Raw genomic sequence first — 25,611 nt, forward strand, 5'->3', positions numbered from 1 at the left:
GAGCGTTCCGGTCGCGGCCGCTACTTCCTCGTGTGCGACTTCGGGAGCACGGCGGGTCATCCTGCGGTCTGACCGGAAACTGGCCGGCGAGTTGATGTAGGCGCGGGTGGCCGCTCCCTAGTGTCGGTTTCGCAATCGCCAGCACACGAAGTGGAGCAGAGCATGTCCGCAGTGGTGTCCGACGTCGGTACCCGCACCGCCGTCACGGCCAGGGATCTGGTCAAGATCTACGGTAAGGGTGACACCGCGGTGCGGGCGCTCGCCGGAGTGAGCGTGAACTTCGCGGCTGGCGAGTTCACCGCCATCATGGGGCCGTCCGGGTCAGGCAAGTCGACCCTGATGCACTGCCTCGCCGGGTTGGACAACGTCGACGGCGGTGCCGTCCACATTGGACAGTCCGAGATCACCGGGCTCGCCGACAAGGAGCTGACCAAGCTTCGTCGGGACCGGGTCGGGTTCGTGTTCCAGGCGTTCAATCTGCTGCCCACCCTGACCGCGGAGCAGAACATCCTGCTCGGGCTCGAGCTGGCCGGGCGGAAGCCGGACAAGCAGTGGTTCGACACGATCGTCGACGTGCTTGGGCTGCGCGATCGGTTGCGGCACAAGCCGACCGAGCTGTCCGGCGGTCAGCAGCAGCGGGTGGCGTGTGCGCGGGCCCTGGTCGCCAGGCCCGACGTGGTCTTCGCGGACGAGCCGACCGGCAACCTGGACTCGCGGTCCGGCGCCGAGGTGCTGGACTTTCTGCGGATGTCGGTGCGCAAGCTCGGCCAGACGGTGATCATGGTGACGCACGACCCCGTCGCCGCCTCCTACGCCGACCGCGTCGTGCTGCTCGCCGACGGCCACCTCGCCGGCGAGATCCTGCACCCGACCGCCGACTCCGTGCTCAGCGCATTGAAGCACCTCGGAGACGTGTGATGCTGCGTACCATCCTCGCGGGCATGCGTGCCCGCACCGCGCGACTGGTGCTGTCCTCGGTCGCCATCGCGCTCGGCGTCGCGTTCGTGACCGGCACCCTGGTGCTCAGCGACGCGATGACCGCCAGCATGAACGACGGGTTCGCCAAGACCGCCAGGAACGTGGACGCCTCCGTCACGTTGCAGACCGACGGAAAACCCTCCTCCGACAAGCCGGAGACGCTCAGCGAGGACACGCTCGCCGCGGTGCGGAAGGCGCCAGGCGTCGCCGCCGCCGACGGTCGCACCGGCGGGTCGGCGCCCTTTCTGAACAGCAATGGCAAGGCCCAGTCCGGGTCGGCCATCGCGCTGGAGTCCGAGCCAAAGCTGCGCCCCTACGACGTGGTCGACGGCCGATTCCCGCAGCAGGACAACGAGATCGCGCTGGAGAAGCACGCAGCGTCGAACGCGAAGCTCACCGTCGGGCAGCAGGTGACCGTGCTCGGCAAGGACGACCAGAAGCACAGCTTCACGCTGGTCGGCACCTACCAGCAGGGCGCGAACACCTACGGCACCGAACTGCTGCTGCCGCAGGCGTTGCGCTCGCTCGGGCAGGACGGCTCCGCTGGCTACCACGAGATCGTCGCCATGGCCGCCCCCGGGGTCAGCCAGCAGCAGTTGGTCGACCACATCAAGACCGCCGTGCAGGGCCAGAAGGTCAAGGTGATCACCGGCGCCGACCTGACCACCGAACGTCTCAAGGCCGTGTCCTCGCGCGCCGCGAACTTCACCACCTTCCTGCTCGCCTTCGCCATCATCGCGCTCGTCGTCGCGTCGATGGTCATCTACAACACCTTCACCATCCTGATCGCCCAGCGCACCAAGGAACTCGCGCTGCTGCGCTGCGTGGGGGCGGGCCGGGGCCAGGTCTTCGGCAGCGTGCTCGCCGAGGCGCTGCTGATGGGGCTGATCGCGTCGACGATCGGACTGTTCGGCGGGCTCGGCGTGTCCGCGCTGCTGCAACTGGGGATCGGCTCACTGAACGACAACGGCAGCGACACCCCCGTGACGACTCCGCTGTCGCTCAGCACCGTCCTCGCCGCGTTCGCGGTCGGCACGGTCGTCACGGTGCTCGCCGCCGTGCTGCCGGCCCGCAAGGCCACCAAGGTCGCGCCGATCGCCGCGCTGCGGACGCAGACCGACAGCAGCGAAGAGGTCTCCCGCACCGGCAAGGTGCGCATGGTGCTCGCGCTGCTCGTCGCGGCAGTAGGCGGGGCCGCGGTCGCGCTCGGCCTGAAGCAGGGGGACGGCGGCGCCAGCAGCGCGGTGATCACCAGCGCCGGTGCGATGCTGCTGACGCTCGCCGTGGTCATGCTTGGCCCGCTGCTGGTCGGCCCGATCAACCGGGTGCTCGGCGCGGTGCCGAGGGCGCTGTTCGGGGTGCCGGCGAAGCTGGCCGCCGCCAACGCGGGCCGCAACCCCAAGCGCACCGCCGCGACGACGGCCGCGCTGCTGATCGGTGTGACGATCGTCAGCCTGATCACGGTCGTGGCCACCAGTGCCAAGGACACCGTCGCCAAGCAGCTCGACCAGCAGTTCCCCGCGGACTACTGGGTCACCTCCGCGCTGTACGACCACAAGCTGCCGACCAGCGTCGGTGACAAGCTGGCCGGCGTCAGCGCGCTGTCGAAGGTCGCCGCGAGCACGTCGGTCTACGCCCAGATCGGGACCGAGGACTATCGCGAGATCGCCACGGTGCCGGCCAACTCGCTCGGCGACCTGGTCCGGCCGACTCTCACCAGCGGCCGGCTCGACAAGCTCGGCCCCGGTGAGCTGGCGCTGGGCCAGAAGACCGCCGAGACGATCGGGGCCCACGTCGGCGACACGGTGCCGGTGGCCGCGCTGGGCAGCAATGGCAAGGGCACCTCGGCCGGTCCGAAGCAGAGCTTCAAGGTCGTCGCGATCTTCTCGGGGCAGTCCCTCGGCAACGCGCTGATCGCGCCCGAATCGCTCGCCGCGCTCGACCCGCAGGCCAAGGGCTACGACAACATCCTGCTGAAGGTGAAGCCCGGGGTGAGCCTCGCCGAGGGCAGGGCGGCGGTGGACCAGGCGACGGCCGATTCGCCGATCGCCAAGGTCGAGAGCCCGTCCGACTCCAAGGACGAGATCAACACCCAGGTCAACAACGTGCTCGCCTTCATCTGGGCGATGATCGGCCTGGCCGTGGTGATCGCCCTGGTCGGCATCGCCAACACGCTGTCGCTGTCGGTGCTCGAACGGACCAGGGAGTCCGCGCTGCTGCGGGCGCTCGGCCTGACCAGGGGCCAGCTGCGGTTGATGCTGGTGGTCGAGTCGATCCTGATGGCCCTGATGGGCGCGGTGCTCGGCCTGATCCTCGGCGTCGGCTCCGGCTGGCTGCTCACCAAGAGCCTGTCCACGGCCGCCATGCAGGTCGACCTGAGCGTGCCGGTCGGGCAGATCGGCGTGCTGCTGGTGGCGGCGGTGATCGCGGCGGTGCTGGCCGCGGCCCTGCCGGCGCGACGGGCCGCCCGCACCTCGGTGGTGGCGGGGATGGCGGAGGCGTAGCTCGCTTCCCGCGAGACACGCCTTGGGCGCGGTCCGCCTCTCGATCGAGGGAGAGGCGGACCGCGTCGTCGTGCGGTGCGCCCGCTCGGGGAGCAGGATGGTGACCCGGCCGGTCGGCGGAATGAACGCTGTTGCGTACGTCACTTTTCGCTTCAGCCGTCACAGAACGCGCCGTACGCCCTCTATCTGAGTACTGGTCGGCCCGAGCGAGGGCCGGGCCGACCTGACGTTGGCATGGTGGGCTCGCGGAGCGCTGGGAAGGCGCGCGTCGAGGGCCCACCGTGTCGTTTCCGGGGTGTTGCGTCAGGACGAGGCTCGGCGCACCAACACCGTGGGCAGCACCTCGCGCTTGGCGCGCACCGGCTCGCCGTCGCGCAGCGACAGCACCTGCCTGATCATGTGCCGCACCTGGTTCTCCGCGTCCTGGCGGATGCTGGACAGCGGCGGATCAGTGTGCGGGGCGATCATCGGATGGTCGTCGAAGCCCACCACCGCGACGTCCTCGGGCACCCTGCGGCCGGCCCTGCGCAGCGCGTCCAGCGCGCCGACGGCCATCAGGTCGCTCGCCGCGAACACGGCGTCCAGCTCGGGCGCCCTGGCCAGCAGCTCGGTCATCGCCCGCGCGCCGCCCTCCCTGGTGTACCCGCCGTTCTCGGTCAGCCGCGCGGTGCGAGCGTCGTCCGCCCCGGTCGCGGCCCGCCACCCGGCCAGCCGGTCGGTCGCGGACAGCTCGTCGGCCGGCCCCGTCACGCTGGCAACCACGCGCCGACCCAGCCCGAGCAGGTGCGCCGTCGCAGCCCGGCCGCCGCCCTCGTTGTCGTTGTCCACCAGGTGCAGCCCGCGCAGCGAACCCCACGGCCTGCCGCCGAAGACCACCGGCAGCGCCAGCTTCCGCGCCACGGCGCTGAGCTGGTCGCCCTGGTGCGGGGCGAACACGAGCGCGCCGTCCACGTGCCCGCCCGCCAGGAACCGCTGCGCCCTCGCCTGGTCCTCCGGCGAGTGCACGAGCATCAACACCATCTGCGCGTTCGCCTCGGCGAGCGCCCTGGCCCCCGCCCTGATCAGCCTGGAGAAGTGCGGGTCGTCGAAGATCTTGGGCTCCGGCTCGGAGAACACCACCGCGACCGCGTCGGTGCGGCGGGTGACCAGCGTCCTGGCCGCCAGGTTCGGCTGGTAGCCGAGGTCGTGCATGGCGGAGTTCACCGCGTCCTGCGCCGCCGCGCTGACCCTCGGGGACGAGTTGAGCACCCTGGACGCGGTCGCCCGCGACACACCGGCCCGCGCGGCCACGTCCTCCAGGGTCGGGCGCGCGCCCTGCCGCGATGGGACGGCCACCTGAGCACCACTTCCTCGCCGATCGAGTCCGAGCCAGCCTCGGCGGTGTCCGACCATCCCACGCGCCGAGGTGTCGGCGGGCGGGATCGACGGACACGGCCGCCGTTTCCGACAATTCTCGTCCCTGGCAAGGGTTCCGAGGTGTCGGACACGGCCGTGCCCGAGATGATCCGTGCGAGGAGGGTCCCGACGCCGATGAATCGCGGTGTCGGCCGGCCGGGTTCACCCGCCCGGTGTAAACCCGGCGGCCGCTCGGCCCAGCGATGCGGGCGAGTGGGTGGGCGCCGTCGAGTCCGGGGCTGACCCGACGGCGCCCAGCGGCAGCGCGACCCGCAGCAGGCCGTCCTCACGGCGCACCGAGGTCGGCAGCCCGGCGCGCGCGGCGGCGCGCACCAGTCCGTTCTCCGCGGGGAGGCACCACGCGACCAGCTCGCGGTACCCGGCGGCCCGCGCCGTGCTGGCCAGCTGCGCGAGCAGGCCCGCGCCGACGCCCCTGCGCTGCCAGCCGTCCTCGACCAGCAGGGAGACCTCCGCCGTCTCCGCGGTGCCGGTGTGGATCAACTGACCCATCGCCACGACCTGGTCGCCGCACTGCGCCAGCACGGTGCGGCCGCGCGGCGGGCAGAGCAGCCGGTGCAGCCAGCGGCGCGGCAGCGTGCGCATGCCGGAGTGGTACCGGGAGAACAGCGTGCTCATCGAGCACCGCGAGTGCAGCCCGGCCACGGCCTCCTCGTCGGCGGGACCGGCCGGCCGCAGCACCAGCGCCATGCCGTCGGTGCTGAGCAGCGCCGAGGCGGCGACCGGCGGCGCGTCGGCGGCGTACAGCAGGTCGAGCAGCGCGCCCGCCCTGGCGAGCTCGAGCTGGGTGAACGGCGCCCAGCCGCGCCTGGCCAGCACCCGGAGGCCGTTGCGGCCGGTGAGCACCGCCTGGTGGTCGTCGTCGGGCTCGCCGTCCTCGGCGGGATGCGGCACGACCGAGTCGGCGGCCAGCACGGTCCGCAGCGCCTCCGCAGCCTCCGCCGGCGCGCGCATCGCCTGCCCGGCCGCGCGCAGGGCCGCCGTCGGCGCGTCCACGAGGTCGCGCACGTCCGCCCTGGTGATGCCGACGCAGCGGCCGCCCTCGGCGCGAATCGCCTCGATCAGGTCGGCCGGCAGCAGGCCCTCCCCGGCCCGCACCACGAGTTCGTCGATCACGCCGCCTGGCACCGGCAGCACCGACAGGGCCAGCACGTTGCAGTGCTGCTCGGCCAGCCGGATGGTGATCCTGGCGAGCGCGCCCGGACTGTCGTCGAGCTCGATACGGAGCCGCCAGGTGAGCGGTGCCGAGCCGGTCTGCCAGGTGGTGTCCATGCCGGCAAGGCTGCCCGCCCGGTGTTGCCGAACGGGGACGCCGCTGTTTCCGCCGGGTGAGGCTTGCCGGCGGGATGGCACAGACGCGTGAACCAGACAATCGGCCGGTGTCACAGTCCGCGTCGGACTGCACACTGAACGTGCACTCCCTGCCCTCGTCCGAGAGGTGTTGCCGTGCCGAAACGACCCCTGCTTCGTTCCGTACTCGCCGCCGTCCTCGTCCTGCCCGGCCTGCTGCTCGGCGCCGCCGCCGGAGCGGGGGCCGCCACCCAGCCCGCAGGCGGCGACCCGGTGCTGTGGCGCGTGCCGGTCTCCTCCGGCGCCCAGATCGCCGCGCTGGACCGCGCCGGCTTCGACGTGGCAGAGCCCGCCGACGGCGCCGCGTTCGTGGTCGGCGACGGGACCGTCGCCGACCGCCTCCGCGCGCTCGGCTACCGGCCGACCCGGTTCGACACCGTGTACAAGGACGCGCCGCGCGCCGCCGAGCCGCAGGCCGCCGCCGGCACCTTCTACGGCGGCTACCGCACGGTCGCCGCGCAGGAGGCGCACCTCACCCAGGTCGCCGCCGCACACCCGGACCTGGCGACCACCTACGACGTCGGCGACTCCTGGCTCAAGACCAAGGGCAGGGGCGGGCACGACGTCGACGCCATCTGCCTCACCAAGAAGAAGGCGGGCGACTGCGCGCTGAACCCCAACTCGACGAAGCCGCGCTTCACGCTGATGGCCCAGATCCACGCGCGGGAGATCTCCACCGGCGAGCTGGCCTGGCGCTGGATCGACTACCTGGTCAACGGGTACGGCAAGGACGCGGATGCGACCAGCATCCTGGACAGCACCGAGGTGTGGGTGGTGCCGATCGCCAACCCGGACGGCGTGGACATCGTGGCCTCCGGCGGGAACCGTCCGCTGCTGCAACGGAAGAACGCCGACACGACCTACGGGTCCTGCGGCACGCCGAACAACGGCATCGACCTGAACCGCAACTCCAGCTTCCACTGGGGCGGCGACTCCAACGCGGCCTGCGACGAGACCTTCCAAGGTCCGAGGGCGACGTCCGAGCCGGAAACCGTTGCGCTGGAACACATGTTCGACCAGCTGTACCCGGTGCAGCGCGGACAGGGCGACAACGATCCGGCCCCGGTGACCGCGCGCGGCACGATGATCACCCTGCACAGCTACGGAAACGACATCATCGTGCCGTGGGGCTGGACCGAGAACCCGTCGCCGAACGACGCGGCGCTCCGCGCGTGGGGCAACAAGATGGCCGCGTACAACGGATACGTGGTCGACACGAACGGCGGCACGGTCGGCTACAAGACCACCGGCACCACCGACGACTTCACCTACGGGCACCTCGGCGTGGCGAGCGTGACGTTCGAGGTCGGCGGTTCCAGCGGGTCCTGCGGGGGCTTCTTCCCGAAGTACTCGTGCGTGGACAGCCTGTTCTGGCCCAAGAACAAGGGCGCGTTCGTCGTCGCGGCGAAGGCCGCCGCGGCGCCGTATCGCCCGTAGTCGACCCCGATGCGGGCCGGCGGCGTCGCCCGTCGCCGGCCCGCATTGGTGCTATTCGGTTGGCGCACAGTTATTCCTTGGCGCTGGCGTTATTCGCCTGCCGCGCAACGGGCACGGCCTCTCACGGCGCTATACGGTGTGGCATCAGGTGAACACCGTCGGTGAAACGGAGAGGCCGCGATGCCCAAGAAGCCCGAGCACACCTTTCGCGAGCTTCGGTTCGGCCGGGAGCTGGCCTGCCTCCGGCAGCGGGCCGGGCTCGACCACGCCGACGCGGCAATCCGGCGCGGCGGCCGGCAGTTCTGGGTGTCCAGGCCGGAGAACGCGAAGGTCGAGGGCTGGTGGTCGCCCTACGACGTCGAGCAGCAGCGCTACCTCGGTCTCGAGGACGAGGCGTGCACGGTCACCGAGTGGCAGCTCGCGCAGCTGCCTCCGCTGCTCCGGACCGAGGAGTACGTGCGCGCCCGCCTCGCGGGGTCCTGCGTGCCCCGCACGCCGGAACAGGTCGACAACGAGGTCGAGGTGCAGGTGCTCCGCCGGCGTCGGCTGACCGGCGCGCATCCGTTGCGGTGCCACGCGATCATCGACGAGTCGGTGCTGAGCGCGCGGCTGCCGGAGGCGTTGGCGGCCGGCCAGTTGCGGCACGTCCTGACGATGGCCGAGCTGCCGAACGTGACCGTGCAGATCGTGCCGGACACCGTCGGCCTGCACGTCGGCACCAAGGGCGCGTTCACCCTGTTTGGCTTCCCCGAGCCGCAGGATCCCGACGTGCTCTACATCGGCCACGTGGTCGGCTCGCTCGACACCGACCGTGTGGGCGCCGTGGCACGGATCAGGCGAACGTTCGCCAGGATCGAGGCCCTGGCGCTCAGCCCGGCCGAGTCGGTGGAGTGGATCGCGGCGCTGCTCGCGAAACGGGGGAGTTCTTAAGCCGGGATCGCGTTAGCCGCCAAGGACTTCGCGCACCTCGGCCGCCTCCGGCACGCCGAGTTCGACGAAGCCGGCCAGGGCGAGCGTCCAGTGCTCCCGCGCCACGTCGGGTTCGGTGTGCCGCACCGCGTGCGCGATGCCGTCGTGCGCGCGGGCCTGCTGCATCGGATCCCTGGTGCGCGCGGCGGCGGCCAGCGCCTGCTCGTGGTCCGCGCGGGCCAGGTCGAGCCTGCCGAGCGCGCGGTGCACCAGGCCCAACTCGTTGAGAATCCTGCTCTCCACCCGGTGCAGGCCGATCTGCCTGGCCAGCGCCAGCGCCTGCTGCTGATGGTCGAGCGCCTGCCCAGGGCGGCCGGCCAACCGGTTGGCCGCGCCGAGGTTCGTCAGCAGCACGGCCTCGCTGCGCCGGTCGCCGAACCGCCGGCACAGCGCGACCGCCTCGGCGCAGCACCGCAGCGCGTCCTCGTGGCGGCCGGTCCTGCTGTGCAGCGTGCCGAAGTAGGTCAGCGCGATCGACCGGGACCACTGGTCGCCGAGCTCCTCCGCGATCGCGAGCGCCCTGCTCTGGTGGTCGAACGCCTCCTCGAACCGCCCCAACTGGTCGCACACGCTGCCGAGCATCGTCAGCGCGAGGAGTTCCCCCGACCGGCCGCCGACGAGCCGGAACAGGGTCAGCGCCCTGGTGTGCCGCTCGACCGCCTCCTGGTAGCGGCCCAGCTGGTCGCAGACCCTGGCGTGCATCGTCAACGTCAGCGCCTCGCCCCAGTGGTCGCCGATCTGCCCGTACCGCAGCGCGGCGCCGGTGTGGCACTCGATCGACTCGTCGTAGCGGCCCGCGTGCCAGTACACGTTGGCCAGACTCTGCAACGCCCGCGCCTCGGTCTGCGGGTCGCCGACCCGCCGGGCCGCGGCCAGCGCCAACTGGTGCGTGCTGATCCAGTCGTGCGTGTAGCCGCGGGTCAGGAAGTACCGCCACAGCGCGATCGGCAGCTGGCACAGGATGCGCGGCCGGTCGGTCTCCTCGGCGTGGAAGATCGCCGCCACCAGGTTCGCGTGCTCGGCCCCGCACCACGCCAGCGCCTCGCTGGGGCCGGCGAACGTCGGCGTGTGCTCCGGCGGATCGCTCAGCTCGACCTCGAACCGGCGCAGCGCCGGCACGAGGTGACCGTCGGCGCGGTGCGCGGTGTGCAGGTAGTAGTCGAGCAGCCGGGTGACGGCCGCGCGGCGGTCCGCGTCGGACTCGGTGTCCCGCGCGGTGCTGTGCGCGTGCTGGCGGAGCAGGTCGTGGAACCGGTACCTGCCGGGCACCGGCTGGCCGATCAGGTGCACGTCGACCAGGTCCTCCAGCAGCTGCTCGACCTCGTCGAGCGGCCGGCCGGTCAGCGCGGCGGCGGCGTAACGGTCCACGTCCGGGCCGGGATGCAGGCCGAGGAGCCGGAACAGGCGCTGCTGTGCCGGCGTGAGGTCCTGGTAGGACAACGCGAACGCGGCGGCGACGCTGCGGTCGCCGGAGGCCAGCTCGGCCAGCCGCCGCTGCCCCGCGCGCAGCCGCTCGGCCAGGTGCGAGGCCGTCCACGCGGGCCGGGTGCGCAGCCGGGCCGCGGCGATCCGGATCGCCAGCGGCAGATATCCGCACAGCAGCACCAGTTCGCGCACCGCGTCCGGCTCCCTGGTGACCTGCTCCTCGCCGGCGACGCGGGCGAACAGCGCCACCGCGTCCTCGTGCGGCAGCACGTCGACGGACAGGGTGCGCGCCGCGTCGAGGTCGGCGAGCTGGCGGCGGCTGGTCACCAGCGCGAGGCAGCCCGACGCGCCGGGCAGCAGCGGCCGCACCTGGGCGGCGGTCGCGGCGTTGTCCAGCACGATGACGGCCCTGCGGTCGGCCAGCTCGGCGCGCCACAGCGCGGCGCGCGCCTCCAGCGTCTCCGGCACCTTCTCGCCGGGCACGCCGACCGCGCGCAGCAGTGTGTCCAGCGCGGCGGCCGGCGTCGTCGGCGCGCGACCTTCGGTGTGCGCGTGCAGGTCGATGAACAGCTGCGCGTCGGGGTAGCGGTCGGCGAGCCGGTGCGCCGCGTGCACCGCGAGGGTGGTCTTGCCGATGCCGGCCATGCCGTCGATCGCGCTGATCAGCACGGCCGTGCCGGCGTCCGCGTCCGCGCGGGGCAGCGTGGCGAGCAGCCTGCGCAGCTCGTCGTCCCGCCCGGTGAAGTCGGTGATGTCGCCGGGCAGGTCGTTGCGCGCGGCGCGCGGCGCGGCGGGCGCGGTCTCGTCGCGCAGGATCTGTTGGCGCAGCCCCTGAAGCTCAGGGCCGGGGTCGATGCCGAGCTGCTCGACGAGGATCTCCCGCGCGTCGTCGAACGCGCGCACCGCGTCGGCCCTGCGGCCCGCGCGGTGCAGCGCGAGCATCAGCAGACCGTGCGGCCGTTCGCGCAGCGGGTTGTCCGCGATGAGCTCGGTCAACTCGGGAATCAGCTCGGCGTGCTGGCCGAGTGCGAGCCGGACCCTGGCGTGCAGTTCCCGCGTGGCAAGGCGTTCCTCGGCGAGCGCGGCCGCGTGCTGGGCGAGCTGCCGCCCCGCCAGCCCGTCCAGCGCGGGGCCGGCCCACAGCCGGAGCGCGTCCGCGAGCAGCCCGATGGCCTGCGTCGGCGGCGCGGCGGTGGCCCGCGCGACCAGGTCGCGGAACACCGCGAGGTCCAGCTCGCCCTCGTCGACGCGCAGCTCGTAGCCGGTGGGGTAGGTGGCGATCCTGGCCCTGTCGCCGGGTTCCGCGTCGGCGAGCACCCGCCGCAGTCGGAACACGCACGTCTGGAGCGCGGCGACGGTGGCCGGCCGCTCGTCGCCGCCCATCGCGGCCGCCAACCGCTCGACCGGGACGACCCGGTTGGCGTGCAGCAGCAACAGCGCCAGCACGGTGAGCTGCTTCGCACCGGGAATCCGCACCGGTCCGGCCGGCCCGTCGACCGTCACCGGCCCGAGTACTCGAAAGCGCAACGCGCCCCCCTGCCACACCCCGTGCGGCCATAGCGGGCATGCGATGCCCGCCCTGCTGGCACAGCACTGTAGCCACACCGGGCCCGCGAGGCCCCGTCGCGCTCAGCGCGACATGCTGTGCAGGACGCCCGCGCGGCACCCGATGTCACGAACGCGGCCCCGCAGCCACACCGGGCCCGCGAGGCCCTGCCGCGCTCAGCGCGACATGCCTTGCAGGGTGCCTTCGTGACACCCAACGTCGTGCAGGGTCCCTTCCTGACACGGAAAACCCAGCTCGGCGCGGATGGCCTCGGCCCGCCGCGCGTGCTCCCGAGCCGCGTCGAAATCGCTGTCGCGCAGCAACTTCGCGATCGCGCGGTGCGCCCTGGCCTCCTGCACGCGGTCGTTCACCTCGACGGCGCGGGCCAGCGCCAGCTCGTGCTGGGGCAGCGCGTTGGCCGGCCGGCCCATCGCCGACAGCACCTCGCCGAGGTCGTTGAGCATCCGGTTCTCGTCCCGGCGCACGCCGACCCGCCGGTTGAGTTCGAGGGCCTGCTGCTGGTGGGCCAACGCCTCGTCGTAGCGGCCGAGCCTGCCGTAGGCGACGCCGAGGTTGGCGAGCATCACGGCCTCGCCCCGCCGGTCGCCGACCCGGCGGCTCAGCACGACCGCGGCGCGGGAGTGCTCCAGCGCGTCCTCGTACCGGCCGAGCTGGCCGCACACCACGCCGAGATAGGTCAGCGCCACCGACTGGCCCCACTCGCTGCCGATCCTGCGGTACAGGGCCAGCGCGCGTTCCTCGTGCGCGAGCGCCTCGGCGAGCCGGCCGAGCTGGCTGAGCACGCTGCCGAGCAGGGTCAACGCCAGTCCCTCGCCCCACGCGTTGCCGATGCCACGGAGCAGCGCGAGGGCCGCGCCGTGGTGTTCGGCGGCGTCCGCGTAGCGGCCGAGGTAGTCGCACACGACGCCGAAGTTGGTTCTCGCGATGCCCTCGCCCCACGCGTCGCCGATCTCGCGGTACCTCGCGACGGCCTGCCGCCCGTGGTCCAGCGCCTCCTCGAACCGGCCGGCGTGCCAGTACACGACGGAGAAGCTGCGCAGCGTCTCCGCCTCAGCCCAGCGGTCGCCGAGGCGGCGGGCGGCGCGCAGGCCGTGCTGGTGCGTGGTGATCCAGTCCAGGGTGTAGCCGCGCATGTAGAAGAAGCGCCACAGGTTCTGCGGCAGCTGCCAGGTGTGCCGGTGCGAGCCGATCTCGGCCGAGTAGGCGACCGCCGCGATCAGGTTGGCGTGCTCGGCCTCGCACCACGCCAACGCGTCGGCCTGGTCGCGCAGGCGCGGCGCGTACGCGGGCGGATGCGTCAGCTCGGCGGTGAGCGGCCGGCCGCGCGGCACCAGGTGACCGTCGGCGAGGTTGGCGGTGTGCAGGTAGTAGTCGAGGACCCGGTCGACGGCCGCCCGCCGCGCCGCCTCGGACTCGGTGTCCCTGGCGATCGTGTGCGCGTGCCAGCGCAGCAGGTCGTGCTGCTGGTACCGGTCCGTGCTGCGCTGCCCGATCAGGTGCACGTCGACGAGGTCCTCCAGCAGCCGCTCCGCCTCCTCCAGCGGCCGGTCGGTCAGCGCGGCGGCGGCGTAGGCGTCCACGTCGGGGCCGGGCTGCAGGCCGAGCATGCGGAACAGGTGCTGCTGCGCGGGCGTGAGGTGCTGGTAGGACAACGCGAAGGCGGCGGCGACGCTGCGGTCGCCAGCGGCCAGCTCGGCGAGGCGGCGCTGCCCCTCGCGCAGCCGCTCGGCGAGGTGCGCGGCGGCCCAGGTCGGCCGGGTGCGCAGCCGCGCGGCCGCGATGCGGATCGCCAACGGCAGGTAGCCACACAGCTCGACGATCTCGGCGACGGCCAGGTCGGCCTTGGCGGAGTCGGCCTCGGCGCGGTCGTCGCCGAGCACGCGGGCGAACAGCCGCGCCGCGTCCCGCGCCGGCAGCACGTCGAGGGACAGCGTGTGCGCGGCCTCCAGCGCGGCCAGCTGGCGCCGGCTGGTCACCAGCACCAGGCAGCCGGACGCGCCGGGCAGCAACGGTCGGACGTGCGCGGCGCTGGCCGCGTTGTCCAGCACGATCACCACCCTGCGGTTGGCCAGTTCCGCCCGCCACAGCGCGGAACGCTGGTCCAGCTCGGCGGGAATCTTGTCGCCAGGCACGCCGAGCGCGCGCAGCAACGCGTCCAGCGCGGCGGCGGGATCGGTTGGCTGGTGGCCGTCGGTGTGCGCGTGCAGGTCGACGAACAGCTGGGCGTCGGGGTAGCGGTCGGCGAGCTTGTGCGCCACGTGCACGGCGAGCGCGGTCTTGCCGATGCCGGCCATGCCGTCGATGGTGGCGATCGCGACCGCCCCGCCGTCGTCGTTGTCCGGCAACGTGTCCAGCAGCCTGCGCACCTCGACCGCGCGCCCGGTGAAGTCCGCGATGTCGCCGGGCAGGTCGTTGCGGCGGACGGGCTGGGCCTGCGCGACTCCAGTCGGCGGCGTGACGAGTTCGGGGTCGCCCTGGAGGATCCGTTGGTGCAGCTCGCGAAGCTCCTGGCCGGGCCGGATGCCGAGCTCCTCGGCGAGCACGCGTCTGGCCCGCTGGTACGCGTGCAGGGCGTCAGCCTGCCGGCCGGCCCGGTACAGCGCGAGCATCAGGTGGGTGTGCAGGCGTTCCCGCGTCGGGTGCGTGTCGACGAGCGTGGTCAGCTCGGGCACCAGGTCGGCGTGCTGGCCGAGCACGAGCCGCACCCCGAGGTGTTGTTCAACCGCGGCAAGGCGTTCCTCGTCGAGGATGGCGGCGTGCGCGCGCAGCGTCCTGCTGTCGATGCCGGCCAGCGCCGGCCCCCGCCACAGCGCGAGCGCGCCACGCAGCGCGTCGGCCGCGTCGACGGGCGCCCGGTGCGTCAGCGCGACGCGGGCCCTGGTCACCTGGTGGCGGAAGGCCGCGACGTCCAGTTCGTCCGGGTCGGCGCGCAGCTCGTAGCCGCCCTGCCGGTTGGTGATGCGGTTGCCGCCGTCGGGTTCGGCCGCGTCCAGGGCGCGGCGCAACCGGAACACGCACGTCTGCAACGCGGCGCCGACGGTCACCGGCTGGTCCTCGCCCCACACCGCGTCGGCGAGCTGCTCGACGGAGACGACCCGGCCCGGCTGGACGAGCAGCGCGGCCAGCAACATGGTCTGCTTCGAGCCGCGCAGCGGGACCGCCCCGCCCTGCCCCACCGCCTCGACCGGCCCCAGAATCCGAAACTCCACGATCGCCCCCCTGGCGTACCAGGTACCCCCAAGGGCCGGTCGAACCGGCCCGCACCAAGCACTGTAGCCAGCTGGGGTGGGGCCGGAGTGTGGGCTGGACCTCGGGTGTCGTCGGGGCTGTGGCGTTCGGGCTAGGCGGACTGCCGCCGTTCGACGGTCAGCTCGTAGAGGCGCTCCACCAACAACTCCTCCAGTTCGGCGATGGAGCGGCGCTCGCGCAGCATGTCCCAGTGCGTGCGGACGCGGCCGTGCGCTGCGACGGGTTCGATGCCGACGCGCGGCGCGTCGACGCTGTGCTGCCGGCATGCCCACAGGTCGGGCAGTTCGGCGTCCTCGGCGAACGGCACCTCGAAGTCGTGCCCCTTCGGGCAAACAAAACGGACTAGTTGGCGCGGCGCGGACTGGACGTCGACGCGCTCGCGGGAGACGGCACCGAGCCGGCTGCCGCGGAGAGTTGATTGGGACATGGTCGTGTTCCCCCAGGTGTTCAGCGGCCGGTTTCCGCCAGCGAATGGCGGTGCTGCGCCGTGTCGATCTCGAACATCGCGGCGTGGATGGCGATGAGCATTCGGCAGGGCACTCGCCTGCGCCGCCACCACGGCCCCTTCGTGCAGCTGACGCAGTTGCCGTTGCTGTCGGGCGAGTGCCGCTCGAGGCAGGCGTTGACCGCGCTGATGAAACCGGGCAGTTCCGCGCGCGCGGCCTTGGCGGACTCGTCCTCGCCCCCCTGCTGGACGATCCTGGACAGCCGGTGCAGGTGAGCCTGCACGGTTCGGTCGCTCTCGTTGTGGACCAGCATGTTCGGCATTTCCGCTCCGATGAGTGACAGCTGCGTCAGACCCATGTCGCGGAGCGGTGCTTCGGTCGCGAGCCGCTCCGACACCGTTTCTACGGTGGGGCCGTGACGTCTCGGTATCTGCGCACTGTCACGAGCGGAAAGCGGCGCGACCCCGTGCCGGTCGAACAGCCGGCACGGGGTCGCTGACCTGCGGCTTCGTGCTGCCAGGGTCAGCCAGCGGCCTTGTCGGCGAACTCGGTGGTGTAGGTCTTGGCGAGGTCGACGCTGTCCTTGCGGCCCTTGACGTTGGGGGAGAACTGGCTGAGCACGTCGAGCACGTTGCGCGCGCCCTCGGCCTTCATCTTCCCGTCCCGGTTGAACATCGGCTTGGTGTCGTTGATCGACTTGGCGTACAGCTCCTTACCGCCGTTCGCGAAGTCGGCCGGCATCTTCGCGGCGATCTCCTCGGCCGAGTGCGAGTTGACGAAGCCGAGGGTCTTCACGAACGCGTTCGCGAGCTTCTGCACCACGTCCTTGTGGTCGTTCACGTACTTGCAGTCCATGTACAGCGAGCTGGCCGGGTAGAGGCCGCCGAGCGCGGCCTTGGTGCCCTCGACCGTGCGCATGTCCACCAGCACCTTGCCCTTACCCGTGGAGACGAGCTGGGCGACCGTGGGGTCGGTGGTCATGCCGGCGTCGATGCCGCCCTGGTCGAGCGCGGCGACGAAGGTCTGCCCCGCGCCCGCCTTGACGCCGGTGTACTCGGTGGTCGCCACGCCGTTCTTGGTGGCCAGGTACTGGGTGAGGAAGTCCGTGGACGAGCCGGGGCTGGTGAAGCCGAGCTTGCGGCCCTTGAAGTCGGCCGGGCTCTTGATCTTGTCGGCCTGTGCGGCGCCGACCACCTCGACCTCGCCGGGCACGTCGGCGAACTGCACGACGCTGGTGATGCACTTGCCCTTGGTCTGGAGGTCGATGGTGTGGTCGTAGAAGCCGACGACGCCCTGCACGTCACCGGAGATCAGGGTGTTCTCCGCGGTCGCGCCGGCTGGCTCGGTGAGCAGCTGGACGTTGAGGCCCTGGTCCTTGAAGTAGCCGAGCTGCTCGGTGAGCTTGGCCGGCAGGTAGATGACCTTGTCGATGCCGCCGACCATGATCTTGACGTCGGTGCTGGCGCCGCTGCCGGTGTCCCGGGAGTCCCGACACGCCGTGAGGCTGATCGCCGCGACGGAGGCGAGCGCGATGGCCGCGATGGAACGGATCTTCATGGTGTGCACTCCGGGGTCAGATCTGGGCTTCTGCGGACGCGGCAGGGGGCCGCCACTTGAGGAGGCGCTTCTCCAGCGCGGTGATGAGCCATTCGGCGAGCAGCGCGATGACGGTGATCACGATCATGCCGGCGTAGATGCCGGCGGAGTCGAACGTGCTCCTCGACCGGTCGATGAGCAGGCCGAGGCCCCGGTCCGCGCCGGTGAACTCGCCGACGACCGCGCCGATCAGGGCGAACCCGAACGCGGAGTGCAGCGAGGCCAGGATCCACGACGTCGCGCTCGGCACCACGATGGTGGTCAGCACCTGGAACCGGCTGGCGCCAAGGATTCGAGCGTTGTTGACCAGGTTGCGGTCCACCTCGCGGGCGCCCTGGAAGGCGTTGAAGAACACCGCGAAGAACACCAGCACGAACGCGGTCGCGATCTTGGAGGACATGCCGAGGCCGAACCACAGCACGAACAGCGCGGCGAGCACGATGCGCGGCACCGCGTTGGCCGCCTTGATGAACGGCGCGCAGATGTCGGACAGCAGATGGCTGCGGCCGAGCAGGATGCCGAGCACCACGCCGGCCAGCGCGCCGAGCACGAAGCCCGCCGCAGCCTCCTGGAGCGTCACCGACATCTGTTCCCAGATCGACCCCTGGCTGGTGCCGGAGCTGAACCAGTCCACCAGCCGCTGCCACACCGAGGAGGGCTTGGAGTAGAAGAACGGGTCGATCCAGTAGGTGGCCGAGACCTCCCAACTTCCCAGCCACAGCACCACGAGCGCGAGCCGGATCGACCAGATCTTCATCCGCCGCCGACGCACCGCCGAGGCGACCGACACCGGCGCCCGCACGGGCGCGGGCGCCGCCAACACCGCCGAAGCCTCAGGCGACACGTCCGGCTCCCCTCGCACGGGTCTCCTCGACCTCTTCCTTCAGCGACTCCCAGATCTCCCGGTAGATCTCCAGGAACTCGGCCGTCAGCCGGATCTCTTCGACGTCGCGGGGCCGCGCCAGCGGCACGTCGAACGAGGCCTTCACGGTGGCCGGGCCCGCCGTCATCACCAGCACCCGATCGGCCAACGCGATGGCCTCCTCGAGGTCGTGCGTCACGAAGATCACCGCGGCGTTGCTGCCCGACCACAACCGCAGCAACTCGTCCTGCATCAGCGCCCGCGTCTGCACGTCCAGCGCGCTGAACGGCTCGTCCATCAGCAGGATCGACGGCTCGTTCACCAGCGTCTGGGCCAGCGCGACGCGCTTGCGCATGCCGCCGGACAGCTGGTGCGGGTAGTAGCTCTCGAACCCGCCGAGCCCGACCCTGGCGACCCAGTCGCGCGCCTTCTCCCGCGCGGCGGCCTTCGCCTCGCCGCGATAGCGCGGCCCGGCGGCCACGTTGTCCAGCACCGAGCGCCACGGCAGCACGGCGTCGTTCTGGAACATGTAGCCGATGCCGTCGGGGATGCCGTCCACCGGCCGTCCCGCGACCAACGCCTCGCCATCCGACGGCGGCTCCAGGCCCGAGACCAGCGACAACGTGGTCGACTTGCCGCAGCCCGTCGGGCCGACGACCGCGACGAACTCGCCGCGCGCGACAGTCATCGTCAGGTCCCGCACGGCGGTGTGCACCCCTCCGGAGCCGCTGCGGAAGCGTTTGCTCGCTCCTCGCAGCTCGATCACCGGGTCTTCACTCATCGTCCTGCTCCAGTGTCGGGGCCGCTAGAGCTCCTAACACGATGACTGTCCGACGGAGTGACGCCCAGCTGACGCCTCGCTGCGTTGTCGTCGCCCCACATGGCTCCGCCATGAGGGGCTCCTCCGCCTTGCGACGCGCCACCTGGACGCCACTCCCAGTCGAACGCCATCGTGTTAGGAGCTCGTAACGGCATGTTTCGTTGGCGCAGGAACGTAGGTGAGCGCGCTCACTTTCCGAACCCTTGTCGAGGTTGTTCGCCCAGTTCGCGTTGTTCACGTTTTGCTCGTTTTGCTCCCGAGGTACCTTCTGCCGCATGGCACCGCCCCGAATGCGCTTCGCACGGCAGGTGCTGCTGCTCCAGATCGGCGTCGTCACGCTCGTGGTCGGCGTCGGGTTTGCCCTGGTCGGCTGGCTGCTGGACCGGGATCTCGAACTCCAGTTCGGGCAGCGCGCCCTGTCTGTGGCCCGCACGGTCGCCGCCGACGTCGAGGTCGGCGACGCCGTCGCGCGCGACGACCCCGACCACCTCGTGCCGGTCAGGGCCGAGCGCGTCAGGCAGGCGACCAGGGCGCTGTTCGTGGTGGTCACCGACCAGGCGGGCATCCGCCTCGCGCACCCGAGCCCGGACCAGATCGGCCAACGGGTCAGCACCGATCCGAGCGGCGCCCTCGCCGGCAACGAGGTGGTCAGCGTCGAGGAGGGCACGCTGGGCCTCTCGGCCAGGGGCAAGGTCCCGCTCCGCGATCACACCGGCGCCATCGTCGGCGAGGTCAGCGTCGGGTTCGACGCGGAGGACATCAACACCTCGCTGCTGCACCTGCTCGGCCTTGCCGGCCTCTACGTTGGCCCGGCGCTCCTGCTCGGCGTGGCGGGATCGGCCCTGCTGACCCGCCTGCTCAAGCGCCGCACGCTCGGCCTGGAACCGCACGAGCTGGCCGGCCTGATGCAGGAGCGGGAGGCGGTCCTGCACGGCATCGGCGAAGGAGTGCTGGCCGTGGACACCGGCGGCCGGGTCACCGTCTGCAACCAGGAGGCGATTCGCCTGCTCGGCACCCGCATCCAGCCCGGCACCTCGGCCGAGGACCTCGACCTGCCGCCGCGCCTGCACGCGACCCTCACCACGAGCGGCCGGGTGGACAACCTGATCACGGTGGCCGGCGAGCGGGTCCTCGTCGTGAACCGCCGCGAGGTCCGCAGGGACGGCCGCGACCTCGGCGGCGTGCTGACGCTCCGCGACCGAACCGACCTGGAGACGCTGACCCGCGAGCTGGACTCGGTGCGCGGCCTGACCGACGCGCTGCGCGCCCAACGGCACGAGTTCGCCAACCGCCTGCACACCCTCTCCGGCCTGCTCCAGACGAACCACCACCAGGAGGCGGTCGACTACCTCCAGGCGCTCGCCTCGGGCCCGATCGCCCCGCTCGGCGCGGGCGGCGAGGCGCTGCGCGACCCGTACCTGTTGGCGTTCCTCGCCGCGAAAACGGCCGCAGCGCAGGAGAAGGGCGTGGCGCTGCTCGTCGGCGAAGGCAGTTGGGTGCCCGGCAGGGTGGTCGCCCCGGTCGAGGTCACCACCGTCCTTGGCAACCTCGTCGACAACGCCCTGGAGGCCGCAAGACTCGGCGGCCGCCGCCCCGCCGAGGTCGAGGTGGAGCTGCTGGCCGACGCCACCACTCTGCACCTCACCGTCGCCGACACGGGCGACGGCGTGCCGCGTCGCCTCCAGGACGCCATCTGGGCCGAGGGAGTGTCCACAAGGGACGGCGCGGATCGTGGCCTTGGCCTGGCCCTGGCCAGGCAGGCGGCGCGAGGCCTCGGCGGCGAGGTCAGACTTGCGGAGAACGGCGAACCCGAGCACGGCGCGGTCTTCGTGGCCAGGCTCCCCGAGGTGCTGGACGGTGACAGGTGATCCGAGTCCTGGTGGTAGAGGACGACTTCCGCGTGGCCCAGGTGCACACGGTGTTCGTGGAACGCGTTCCTGGCTTCGCGGTCGTCGGCGCCGCCCGCACCGCCGCCGAGGCCCGCGAGCTGGTCGACAGCCTCAACCCGGACCTGGTCCTCCTGGACAACTACCTCCCGGACCAGTCCGGCCTGACGCTCCTCACGGAGCTGAGGGCCGACGCGATCATGCTCACCGCCGCCTCCGACCCAGCCTCCGTCAGGGCGGCCTTCGCCGCGGGCGCACTCAACTATCTGATCAAGCCCTTCACCGCGGAGCAACTGGCCGACCGCCTGACGTCCTACGCGCGCTACCGCATCCAACTGTCCACAACGGACGGTCGACTGACTCAGGAGGAGATAGACAGGGCGCTGCGCCAACTCCACGACGGCGACCGTCAACGCACCCAGAAGGGTCAGACCAGAGTCACCGCCCGCCTGGTGGCCGACGCCCTGCGCGACGCGGGACAACCGGCCACAGCGGCGGGAATCGCGGCAACCCTGGGCATCGCCAGGGCGACGGCCCAGCGCTATCTCGCGGTCCTGGCCGAGCAGGGCGAGGCCACGATGACCCTCCGCTACGGCGCAACGGGCCGCCCGGAACACCAGTACGAGTGGAAGACCGGCGCTTCGGGCCCGTAACAGCGGCCCCGCGACAGGACAGCTGTTACGACCCCGAACCGCCCCGCCCGGCCCGTCTCATACCGGTCAGGCCGCAGCCTCCAGCTTGTCCCAACAGTCGTAGGCCATCCCGACGAACGTGCCGAGCCCCACGCCGGCTACCGCCGCCCAGAACACCGGGTCGTCGACCAACGAGATGGTGGCGATCTTGGCCAAGGCATCCTTGCCATACCACCCGAACAGCACCGTCAGCACGGCCTTCACCCTGGAGTCCAAGGAGTTCCAGGTGTTGATGAGCCACTCCACGGTGGCCTTCGTGTCGTCGCTCGCCTCGGTCTTGAGCACCTCGAAGTCGCCGCCGAGGCAGTCGCAGAACTGGTCCCATGCCATCGCTAGTTCACCATTCCCTGCTGGTCGGCCGCGTCAGGCGGTCTGGTTGTCGGAAGCTGCCTGGTAACTGGCCCACAGGTCGTCGACGGCCTGGCCGAGCCCCTTGCCGTCCGCCGCAGCGACAACGGGGTTGTCGGCGGAGATGACCTCCGCGCCGGTCAGCGCGGCAGAGATCGAGTAGTCCTGCGCAAGGGTGTCGAGCACCTGCTTGTTGGTGTCGTCGAGCCCGTGGTAGAACTCGTGCAGTTCGTTGACGGCGTGATAGGTCGTCGTCTGGTCGGCCACGGTGCTGGCGTCGACCGAGATGCCCTTCTCGCCGAGTTGCTGGGTGAACGCGTCACCGAACTCAGGCATGATCTGTCTCCTTCCGGGCCAGGTTCTGGCGCGTCGAGCATTCCCCTTGGGACAGTGCGGGACCACGGCGAACGGGACGCGCCCCGGGTCCGACCTCCCTGCCCCAAAGTGCGCCCGACGACACGTCCGGACCCGCCGCCTCCGCGCCCATCGCATCCGCGTGCAGGACCCGATGCCAGCGCCGCAACCCACCCGCGCTGCCGCCGTGCACAACGCCGCCCAGCAAGAGAAGTTCGCCCCCGACGCGAGTCAGCACCCCGGTCCCCGCCCGCGCCCGCAGCCGCCTGGCAACCCGCATGGACCGCACCGGCAGAACCAACCGCCCAACCACCGACCCGCCGCACACGGCGGCCACAAACCCAACCGCGACAGGAAAAGTCGGTCCCACATCGCGCCCGAGAGCCACCACCCAGGCGCCAACCGCCAGCACAACCGCCCTGCCGAGCTCGGCCCCGCCGGCCGGCCCCTCGCTGAGCCCAGCCCAGCAACCGCACGCCACCCCGTTGCGAATCGCCAACAGCACCACGGCGACAAAACCCGTGCACGTCACCGCAACGGCCACCCGAACCGGCGCGGACGCGACCCCGGCAAGCAGGCAACACCCGAGCGCGACCTCCCACACGCCAAGCATCCGACCACCCCAGTGCGCAAACCGGCCCGCGCGCAACACTCGCCGCAGCGCGGCGGCCGCATGTCGAGGCGCGACGACCTTAGGCGCCCCGGCCGTGACGAACAGGCACCCCACCGACAGTGCGATCCCCTGCACGGCAACACCTCCAGGCGCCAAGGCGGGCCGCGACAACCCTTCCGGCGGGAGCGTTCCGGATCAATTCAACCACCCACCACCACGGTGCTGGCCCCACCGATCACCCCGGTAGGCGCGGGCGCGGGATCGTTGCACGTGTTCACCGGATCCCCGCTGCGCGCAGCAGGCTTCCCGTTGATCAACACGGTCGCGCTACCCATCGCCACCACCCCCTGGTTGGTGGGCGGCACCTGAAACGGCCCCCCGGTGGGCACGTGCGGCGGCGAGTTCATCGCGATACTGCCGACCGTGGCCGCTGGCATGTTCTGCACCAACACGTTCGGGCTGCACGACCCCGTGATCGTCCCGTTGAACGGCATCGGCGTCGGAGTGGGTACGGGCCCGCCTGGTGTCGGCACCAGGATGATGTGAACATCCGTCCCGGTAACGGGATCCCCCTGCTTGGCGGCGGTACCCACCGGTCAGCTCTCCTCCCGGACCTGAGCCCGAACCCACCGCCCCGGCCGCCGAGGCTCCGGAGCGGCAGGCCGGCCGGCCGACGGCCGAGCCACCTCCACCCGCAACTCCTCCGCCGCCGCGGCGATCTCCGTGTCCACCCCGGGCAGCACCGGCGCGCTCACGTCCAACACGAAGGCGCACCGGGCCGGCATGCCAAGAGCCGACCACAGGACACTAGGCCCCAGATCGGCCAACCGAAGCAGCACAGGCAATCCCGTGGCGGCCAGCTCGTCCGGCAGGCAGTCGGGCGGTACGGCGTCCACGTCCGTCGCGACCCGCAACACCCGGTCCAGCAGCATGTGCTCCCGATACACGTCCTCGGCCCGCGCGGTCACCAGGTAGGACAGCTCATACCGCCGCGCCGACTCCTGCCGCCCGACGACCCGCCCTTGCCCGTCCCGCACATCGGTCCATCCAGCGGTCCGGCCGCGCGGATCGTCCCGCAACCCGAACAGAAACAGGTCGACCACCGAGGGATGACTCTGCTCGGTCAGCCACGTCGGCGTCGGCGGCTCCAGGCGCACCGAGGTGCCCTCGGGCAGCGCCGGAGCGAGCAACCGGCACAGTGCCTCGTCAACCTCCGGGATCATGCCGCCAGTGTCGGCGCGCCGCTGGCCACGCTGACAGGTCCCTCGGGTCGTCCTTCGGCCGCGCCCAGCCACCCAAAAGCGCGACCCCGCAGGCCGCCCGAAAGACCGACCCCTCGGCTCGCCCAAAGGGGCGGGCCCCCGCGCCCGCCGTGCCGCCCCGCAGCCGCTGGGACGAATACCCCGCGATTGCCAAGCTCGCTGCGTGCACCGACGCGTCCGGAGCACACCGCACGATGCTCCCCACCATGCCAGGGGCACACCGCACGGTGTCGGCAGGCGCGTCCACGGCACACCCCATGGTGTTTGTCAGGGAGGGCCCGATGCCAAGCAGCTACCTCGCTCCCGGTGTGTACATGGAGGAGGTCTCCTCCGGGTCGCGGCCCATCGAGGCCGTCGGCACGGCGGTCGCCGCCTTCGTCGGCCTCGCCGAGACCGGTCCGCTCAACGAGCCGACGCTGGTCACCAACTGGACGCAGTTCCGGCAGGCCTTCGGCGACCTCACCGAGGGCTGCTACCTCGCGCACGCCGTCTTCGGCTACTTCTCCAACGGCGGCGGCACCGCCTACGTGGTCAGGATCGGCGGCGCCACCAACGACGAGCCGCGCCCGGCCGTCGCGGAGCTGCCCTCGGCCGCCGACGGCGACCGCCCTGCGCTCACCATCGCGACCCGCGACGGCGCGACCGGCGACCTCACGGTGGAGGTCGCCGAGGCCACCGGCGGCGCGGACGACACCTTCAAGCTCATCGTCAAGCAGGCAGGCGCACCCGTCGAGACCTTCGACAACGTGACCGCCAAGCGCGGCCCCAACAACGTCGCCTCCGTGCTGCGCCAGCAGTCCAAGCTCGTCATGGTCGACGAGGTCAAGGGCAGGACGGTGGCCGTGCCGAAGCCGGGCGAGGTGACGCTCTCCAGCGGCCCGGCCCCGGCGCCAGAACGGCTGATGCCACGCCACTACTCGGGAGACTCCGCCGACCGCACCGGTTTCGCCGGCCTCGAGGCGGTGGACGAGGTCACCATGCTCTGCGTGCCCGACCTGATGGCCGCCTACCAGAAGGACCTCCTGACCCTCGAGGACGTCAAGGCCGTCCAACTGGCGATGATCGCGCACTGCGAGCTGATGGCCGACCGCGTCGCGATCCTCGACACCCCGCCGAACCTGAACGCCCAGCAGGTCAAGGAATGGCGGATGCAGATCGCCGGCTACGACTCCAAGTACGCCGCGATGTACTGGCCGTGGATCAAGGTCGCGGACAGCGTCTCCGGCAAGCAGGTGTTCATCCCGCCGAGCGGCCACATGGCCGGCGTCTGGGCGCGCAGCGACACCACGCGCGGCGTGCACAAGGCCCCGGCCAACGAGGTGGTGCGCGGGGTCGTCTCGCTCCAGCTGTCCATCACCAAGGGAGAGCACGACATCCTCAACCCGATCGCGGTGAACTGCCTGCGCGCGTTCCCCGGTCAGGGCATCCGGGTGTGGGGCGCGCGCACGCTGTCCAGCGACCCGGAGTGGCGCTACCTCAACGTGCGCAGGCTGTTCAACTACGTGGAGAAGTCCATCCTCCAGGGCACCAACTGGGTCGTCTTCGAGCCGAACGACGCCAAGCTGTGGGACTCGGTGAAGCGCACCATCACCATGTTCCTGACCAGGGTCTGGCGCGACGGCGCGCTGTTCGGCGCGCGCCCCGCGGAGTCCTTCTTCGTGCGGTGCGACGAGGAGAACAACCCGCCGGAGAACCGCGACGCCGGCATCCTGACCGTGGACATCGGCATCGCCCCGGTCAAGCCGGCCGAGTTCGTCGTGTTCCGCATCTCGCAGTTCTCCGAGGGCGCAGGCCTTGAGGAGTAGCACGTGCTTCCCAGCTGCCCGCGCAGGTCTCCCAG

Annotated in this window: 22 protein-coding genes; 8 read left to right on the plus strand and 14 right to left on the minus strand. The window is 71.7% G+C overall.

Annotated features, from left to right (window positions below; genetic code table 11):
- Nucleotides 1–162: 162 nt before the first annotated feature.
- Together F0L68_RS23385 and F0L68_RS23390 are read left to right on the plus strand one after the other, a co-directional pair.
- A complete protein-coding gene (locus F0L68_RS23385; protein WP_149851780.1) occupies nt 163–918 on the plus strand; it encodes an ABC transporter ATP-binding protein in 756 nt (251 codons plus the stop codon).
- Nucleotides 918–3,482, plus strand: coding sequence for an ABC transporter permease (locus F0L68_RS23390; RefSeq protein ID WP_149851782.1), 2,565 nt, complete (start codon nt 918–920; stop codon nt 3,480–3,482). The genes F0L68_RS23385 and F0L68_RS23390 overlap by 1 nt, the downstream gene beginning before the upstream one ends.
- Nucleotides 3,483–3,785: 303 nt before the next feature.
- On the opposite strand, the gene F0L68_RS23395 is transcribed toward F0L68_RS23390, so the two are convergent.
- Nucleotides 3,786–4,817, minus strand: a complete 1,032-nt coding sequence (locus tag F0L68_RS23395; protein ID WP_149851783.1) for a LacI family DNA-binding transcriptional regulator — start codon at nt 4,815–4,817, stop codon at nt 3,786–3,788.
- Nucleotides 4,818–5,039: 222 nt separating this feature from the next.
- Nucleotides 5,040–6,167 carry a GNAT family N-acetyltransferase gene (locus F0L68_RS23400; RefSeq protein ID WP_188316758.1) on the minus strand — a complete coding sequence of 376 codons (1,128 nt, stop codon included), beginning with the start codon at nt 6,165–6,167 and terminating at the stop codon, nt 5,040–5,042.
- Between the two features lie 174 nt (nt 6,168–6,341).
- Here F0L68_RS23400 and F0L68_RS23405 point away from each other — a divergent pair, with 174 nt between their 5' ends.
- Nucleotides 6,342–7,682, plus strand: a complete 1,341-nt coding sequence (locus F0L68_RS23405) for a M14 family zinc carboxypeptidase (RefSeq protein WP_188316759.1) — start codon at nt 6,342–6,344, stop codon at nt 7,680–7,682.
- 180 nt (nt 7,683–7,862) lie between these two features.
- Nucleotides 7,863–8,612: a DUF5753 domain-containing protein gene (locus tag F0L68_RS23410; RefSeq protein ID WP_149851784.1), complete on the plus strand. Its 750-nt coding sequence runs from the start codon at nt 7,863–7,865 to the stop codon at nt 8,610–8,612.
- Nucleotides 8,613–8,624: 12 nt separating this feature from the next.
- Here F0L68_RS23410 and F0L68_RS23415 read toward each other — a convergent pair whose 3' ends face one another.
- From F0L68_RS23415 to F0L68_RS23445, 7 genes are all read right to left on the minus strand, one after another.
- Nucleotides 8,625–11,603 (minus strand): ATP-binding protein, encoded by a 2,979-nt coding sequence (locus F0L68_RS23415; RefSeq protein WP_188316760.1) that lies wholly within the window; start codon nt 11,601–11,603, stop codon nt 8,625–8,627.
- A gap of 195 nt (nt 11,604–11,798) precedes the next feature.
- Nucleotides 11,799–14,852: an AfsR/SARP family transcriptional regulator gene (locus tag F0L68_RS23420; RefSeq protein ID WP_149851787.1), complete on the minus strand. Its 3,054-nt coding sequence runs from the start codon at nt 14,850–14,852 to the stop codon at nt 11,799–11,801.
- Nucleotides 14,853–14,983: 131 nt separating this feature from the next.
- Nucleotides 14,984–15,319, minus strand: coding sequence for an RNA polymerase-binding protein RbpA (locus F0L68_RS23425; RefSeq protein WP_149851788.1), 336 nt, complete (start codon nt 15,317–15,319; stop codon nt 14,984–14,986).
- A 20-nt stretch (nt 15,320–15,339) separates the two neighbouring features.
- On the minus strand, nt 15,340–15,660 hold the full coding sequence (locus F0L68_RS23430) for a hypothetical protein (RefSeq protein ID WP_149851789.1): 321 nt from the start codon (nt 15,658–15,660) through the stop codon (nt 15,340–15,342).
- 200 nt (nt 15,661–15,860) lie between these two features.
- Nucleotides 15,861–16,895: an ABC transporter substrate-binding protein gene (locus F0L68_RS23435; RefSeq protein WP_149851790.1), complete on the minus strand. Its 1,035-nt coding sequence runs from the start codon at nt 16,893–16,895 to the stop codon at nt 15,861–15,863.
- Nucleotides 16,896–16,911: 16 nt separating this feature from the next.
- Nucleotides 16,912–17,778 carry an ABC transporter permease gene (locus F0L68_RS23440; RefSeq protein WP_223199057.1) on the minus strand — a complete coding sequence of 289 codons (867 nt, stop codon included), beginning with the start codon at nt 17,776–17,778 and terminating at the stop codon, nt 16,912–16,914.
- Nucleotides 17,768–18,577, minus strand: coding sequence for an ABC transporter ATP-binding protein (locus F0L68_RS23445; protein WP_149851792.1), 810 nt, complete (start codon nt 18,575–18,577; stop codon nt 17,768–17,770). The genes F0L68_RS23440 and F0L68_RS23445 overlap by 11 nt, the downstream gene beginning before the upstream one ends.
- Before the next feature lie 314 nt (nt 18,578–18,891).
- Here F0L68_RS23445 and F0L68_RS23450 point away from each other — a divergent pair, with 314 nt between their 5' ends.
- Together F0L68_RS23450 and F0L68_RS23455 are read left to right on the plus strand one after the other, a co-directional pair.
- Nucleotides 18,892–20,484, plus strand: a complete 1,593-nt coding sequence (locus F0L68_RS23450; protein WP_223199058.1) for a sensor histidine kinase — start codon at nt 18,892–18,894, stop codon at nt 20,482–20,484.
- A complete protein-coding gene (locus F0L68_RS23455; RefSeq protein WP_149851793.1) occupies nt 20,481–21,155 on the plus strand; it encodes a response regulator in 675 nt (224 codons plus the stop codon). The genes F0L68_RS23450 and F0L68_RS23455 overlap by 4 nt, the downstream gene beginning before the upstream one ends.
- Before the next feature lie 66 nt (nt 21,156–21,221).
- Here F0L68_RS23455 and F0L68_RS23460 read toward each other — a convergent pair whose 3' ends face one another.
- The 4 genes from F0L68_RS23460 to F0L68_RS44770 all read right to left on the minus strand — a co-directional run bounded on the left by F0L68_RS23460 (nt 21,222) and on the right by F0L68_RS44770 (nt 22,946).
- Complete coding sequence (locus F0L68_RS23460; RefSeq protein ID WP_149851795.1) at nt 21,222–21,524, minus strand: hypothetical protein; 303 nt, start codon at nt 21,522–21,524, stop codon at nt 21,222–21,224.
- 33 nt (nt 21,525–21,557) lie between these two features.
- A complete protein-coding gene (locus F0L68_RS23465; protein WP_149851796.1) occupies nt 21,558–21,878 on the minus strand; it encodes a hypothetical protein in 321 nt (106 codons plus the stop codon).
- A complete protein-coding gene (locus F0L68_RS44920; RefSeq protein WP_368732280.1) occupies nt 21,871–22,644 on the minus strand; it encodes a MauE/DoxX family redox-associated membrane protein in 774 nt (257 codons plus the stop codon). Before F0L68_RS44920 ends, F0L68_RS23465 begins: the two co-directional genes overlap by 8 nt.
- 65 nt (nt 22,645–22,709) lie before the next feature.
- Nucleotides 22,710–22,946 carry a PAAR domain-containing protein gene (locus F0L68_RS44770; protein WP_306463164.1) on the minus strand — a complete coding sequence of 79 codons (237 nt, stop codon included), beginning with the start codon at nt 22,944–22,946 and terminating at the stop codon, nt 22,710–22,712.
- Between F0L68_RS44770 and F0L68_RS44585 the strand changes: the two genes are divergently transcribed.
- Complete coding sequence (locus tag F0L68_RS44585) at nt 22,933–23,055, plus strand: hypothetical protein (protein WP_276313895.1); 123 nt, start codon at nt 22,933–22,935, stop codon at nt 23,053–23,055. The two genes, F0L68_RS44770 and F0L68_RS44585, sit on opposite strands and share 14 nt — an antisense overlap.
- A gap of 50 nt (nt 23,056–23,105) precedes the next feature.
- On the opposite strand, the gene F0L68_RS23475 is transcribed toward F0L68_RS44585, so the two are convergent.
- Nucleotides 23,106–23,732: a Pvc16 family protein gene (locus tag F0L68_RS23475; protein ID WP_149851799.1), complete on the minus strand. Its 627-nt coding sequence runs from the start codon at nt 23,730–23,732 to the stop codon at nt 23,106–23,108.
- A gap of 320 nt (nt 23,733–24,052) precedes the next feature.
- Here F0L68_RS23475 and F0L68_RS23480 point away from each other — a divergent pair, with 320 nt between their 5' ends.
- The gene (locus F0L68_RS23480; RefSeq protein WP_149851800.1) at nt 24,053–25,576 is read left to right on the plus strand and encodes a phage tail sheath family protein; all 1,524 of its coding nucleotides are present in this window, start codon (nt 24,053–24,055) and stop codon (nt 25,574–25,576) included.
- The last annotated feature ends 35 nt before the right edge of the window (nt 25,577–25,611 follow it).

This window comes from Solihabitans fulvus (assembly GCF_008386585.1).
Lineage (GTDB): Bacteria > Actinomycetota > Actinomycetes > Mycobacteriales > Pseudonocardiaceae > Solihabitans > Solihabitans fulvus.

What these genes read in the sequence shown, in the direction of transcription:
- F0L68_RS23435 (WP_149851790.1), bottom strand. Translation starts at nt 16,895, where the DNA reads ATGAAGATCCGTTCCATCGCGGCCATCGCGCTCGCCTCCGTCGCGGCG.
- F0L68_RS23475 (WP_149851799.1), bottom strand. Translation starts at nt 23,732, where the DNA reads ATGATCCCGGAGGTTGACGAGGCACTGTGCCGGTTGCTCGCTCCGGCG.
- F0L68_RS23400 (WP_188316758.1), bottom strand. Translation starts at nt 6,167, where the DNA reads ATGGACACCACCTGGCAGACCGGCTCGGCACCGCTCACCTGGCGGCTC.
- F0L68_RS23445 (WP_149851792.1), bottom strand. Translation starts at nt 18,577, where the DNA reads ATGAGTGAAGACCCGGTGATCGAGCTGCGAGGAGCGAGCAAACGCTTC.
- F0L68_RS23465 (WP_149851796.1), bottom strand. Translation starts at nt 21,878, where the DNA reads ATGCCTGAGTTCGGTGACGCGTTCACCCAGCAACTCGGCGAGAAGGGC.
- F0L68_RS23425 (WP_149851788.1), bottom strand. Translation starts at nt 15,319, where the DNA reads ATGTCCCAATCAACTCTCCGCGGCAGCCGGCTCGGTGCCGTCTCCCGC.
- F0L68_RS44770 (WP_306463164.1), bottom strand. Translation starts at nt 22,946, where the DNA reads ATGCCAGCGGCCACGGTCGGCAGTATCGCGATGAACTCGCCGCCGCAC.
- F0L68_RS23460 (WP_149851795.1), bottom strand. Translation starts at nt 21,524, where the DNA reads ATGGCATGGGACCAGTTCTGCGACTGCCTCGGCGGCGACTTCGAGGTG.
- F0L68_RS23385 (WP_149851780.1), top strand. Translation starts at nt 163, where the DNA reads ATGTCCGCAGTGGTGTCCGACGTCGGTACCCGCACCGCCGTCACGGCC.
- F0L68_RS23480 (WP_149851800.1), top strand. Translation starts at nt 24,053, where the DNA reads ATGCCAAGCAGCTACCTCGCTCCCGGTGTGTACATGGAGGAGGTCTCC.
- F0L68_RS23410 (WP_149851784.1), top strand. Translation starts at nt 7,863, where the DNA reads ATGCCCAAGAAGCCCGAGCACACCTTTCGCGAGCTTCGGTTCGGCCGG.
- F0L68_RS23390 (WP_149851782.1), top strand. Translation starts at nt 918, where the DNA reads ATGCTGCGTACCATCCTCGCGGGCATGCGTGCCCGCACCGCGCGACTG.
- F0L68_RS23450 (WP_223199058.1), top strand. Translation starts at nt 18,892, where the DNA reads ATGGCACCGCCCCGAATGCGCTTCGCACGGCAGGTGCTGCTGCTCCAG.
- F0L68_RS23430 (WP_149851789.1), bottom strand. Translation starts at nt 15,660, where the DNA reads ATGCCGAACATGCTGGTCCACAACGAGAGCGACCGAACCGTGCAGGCT.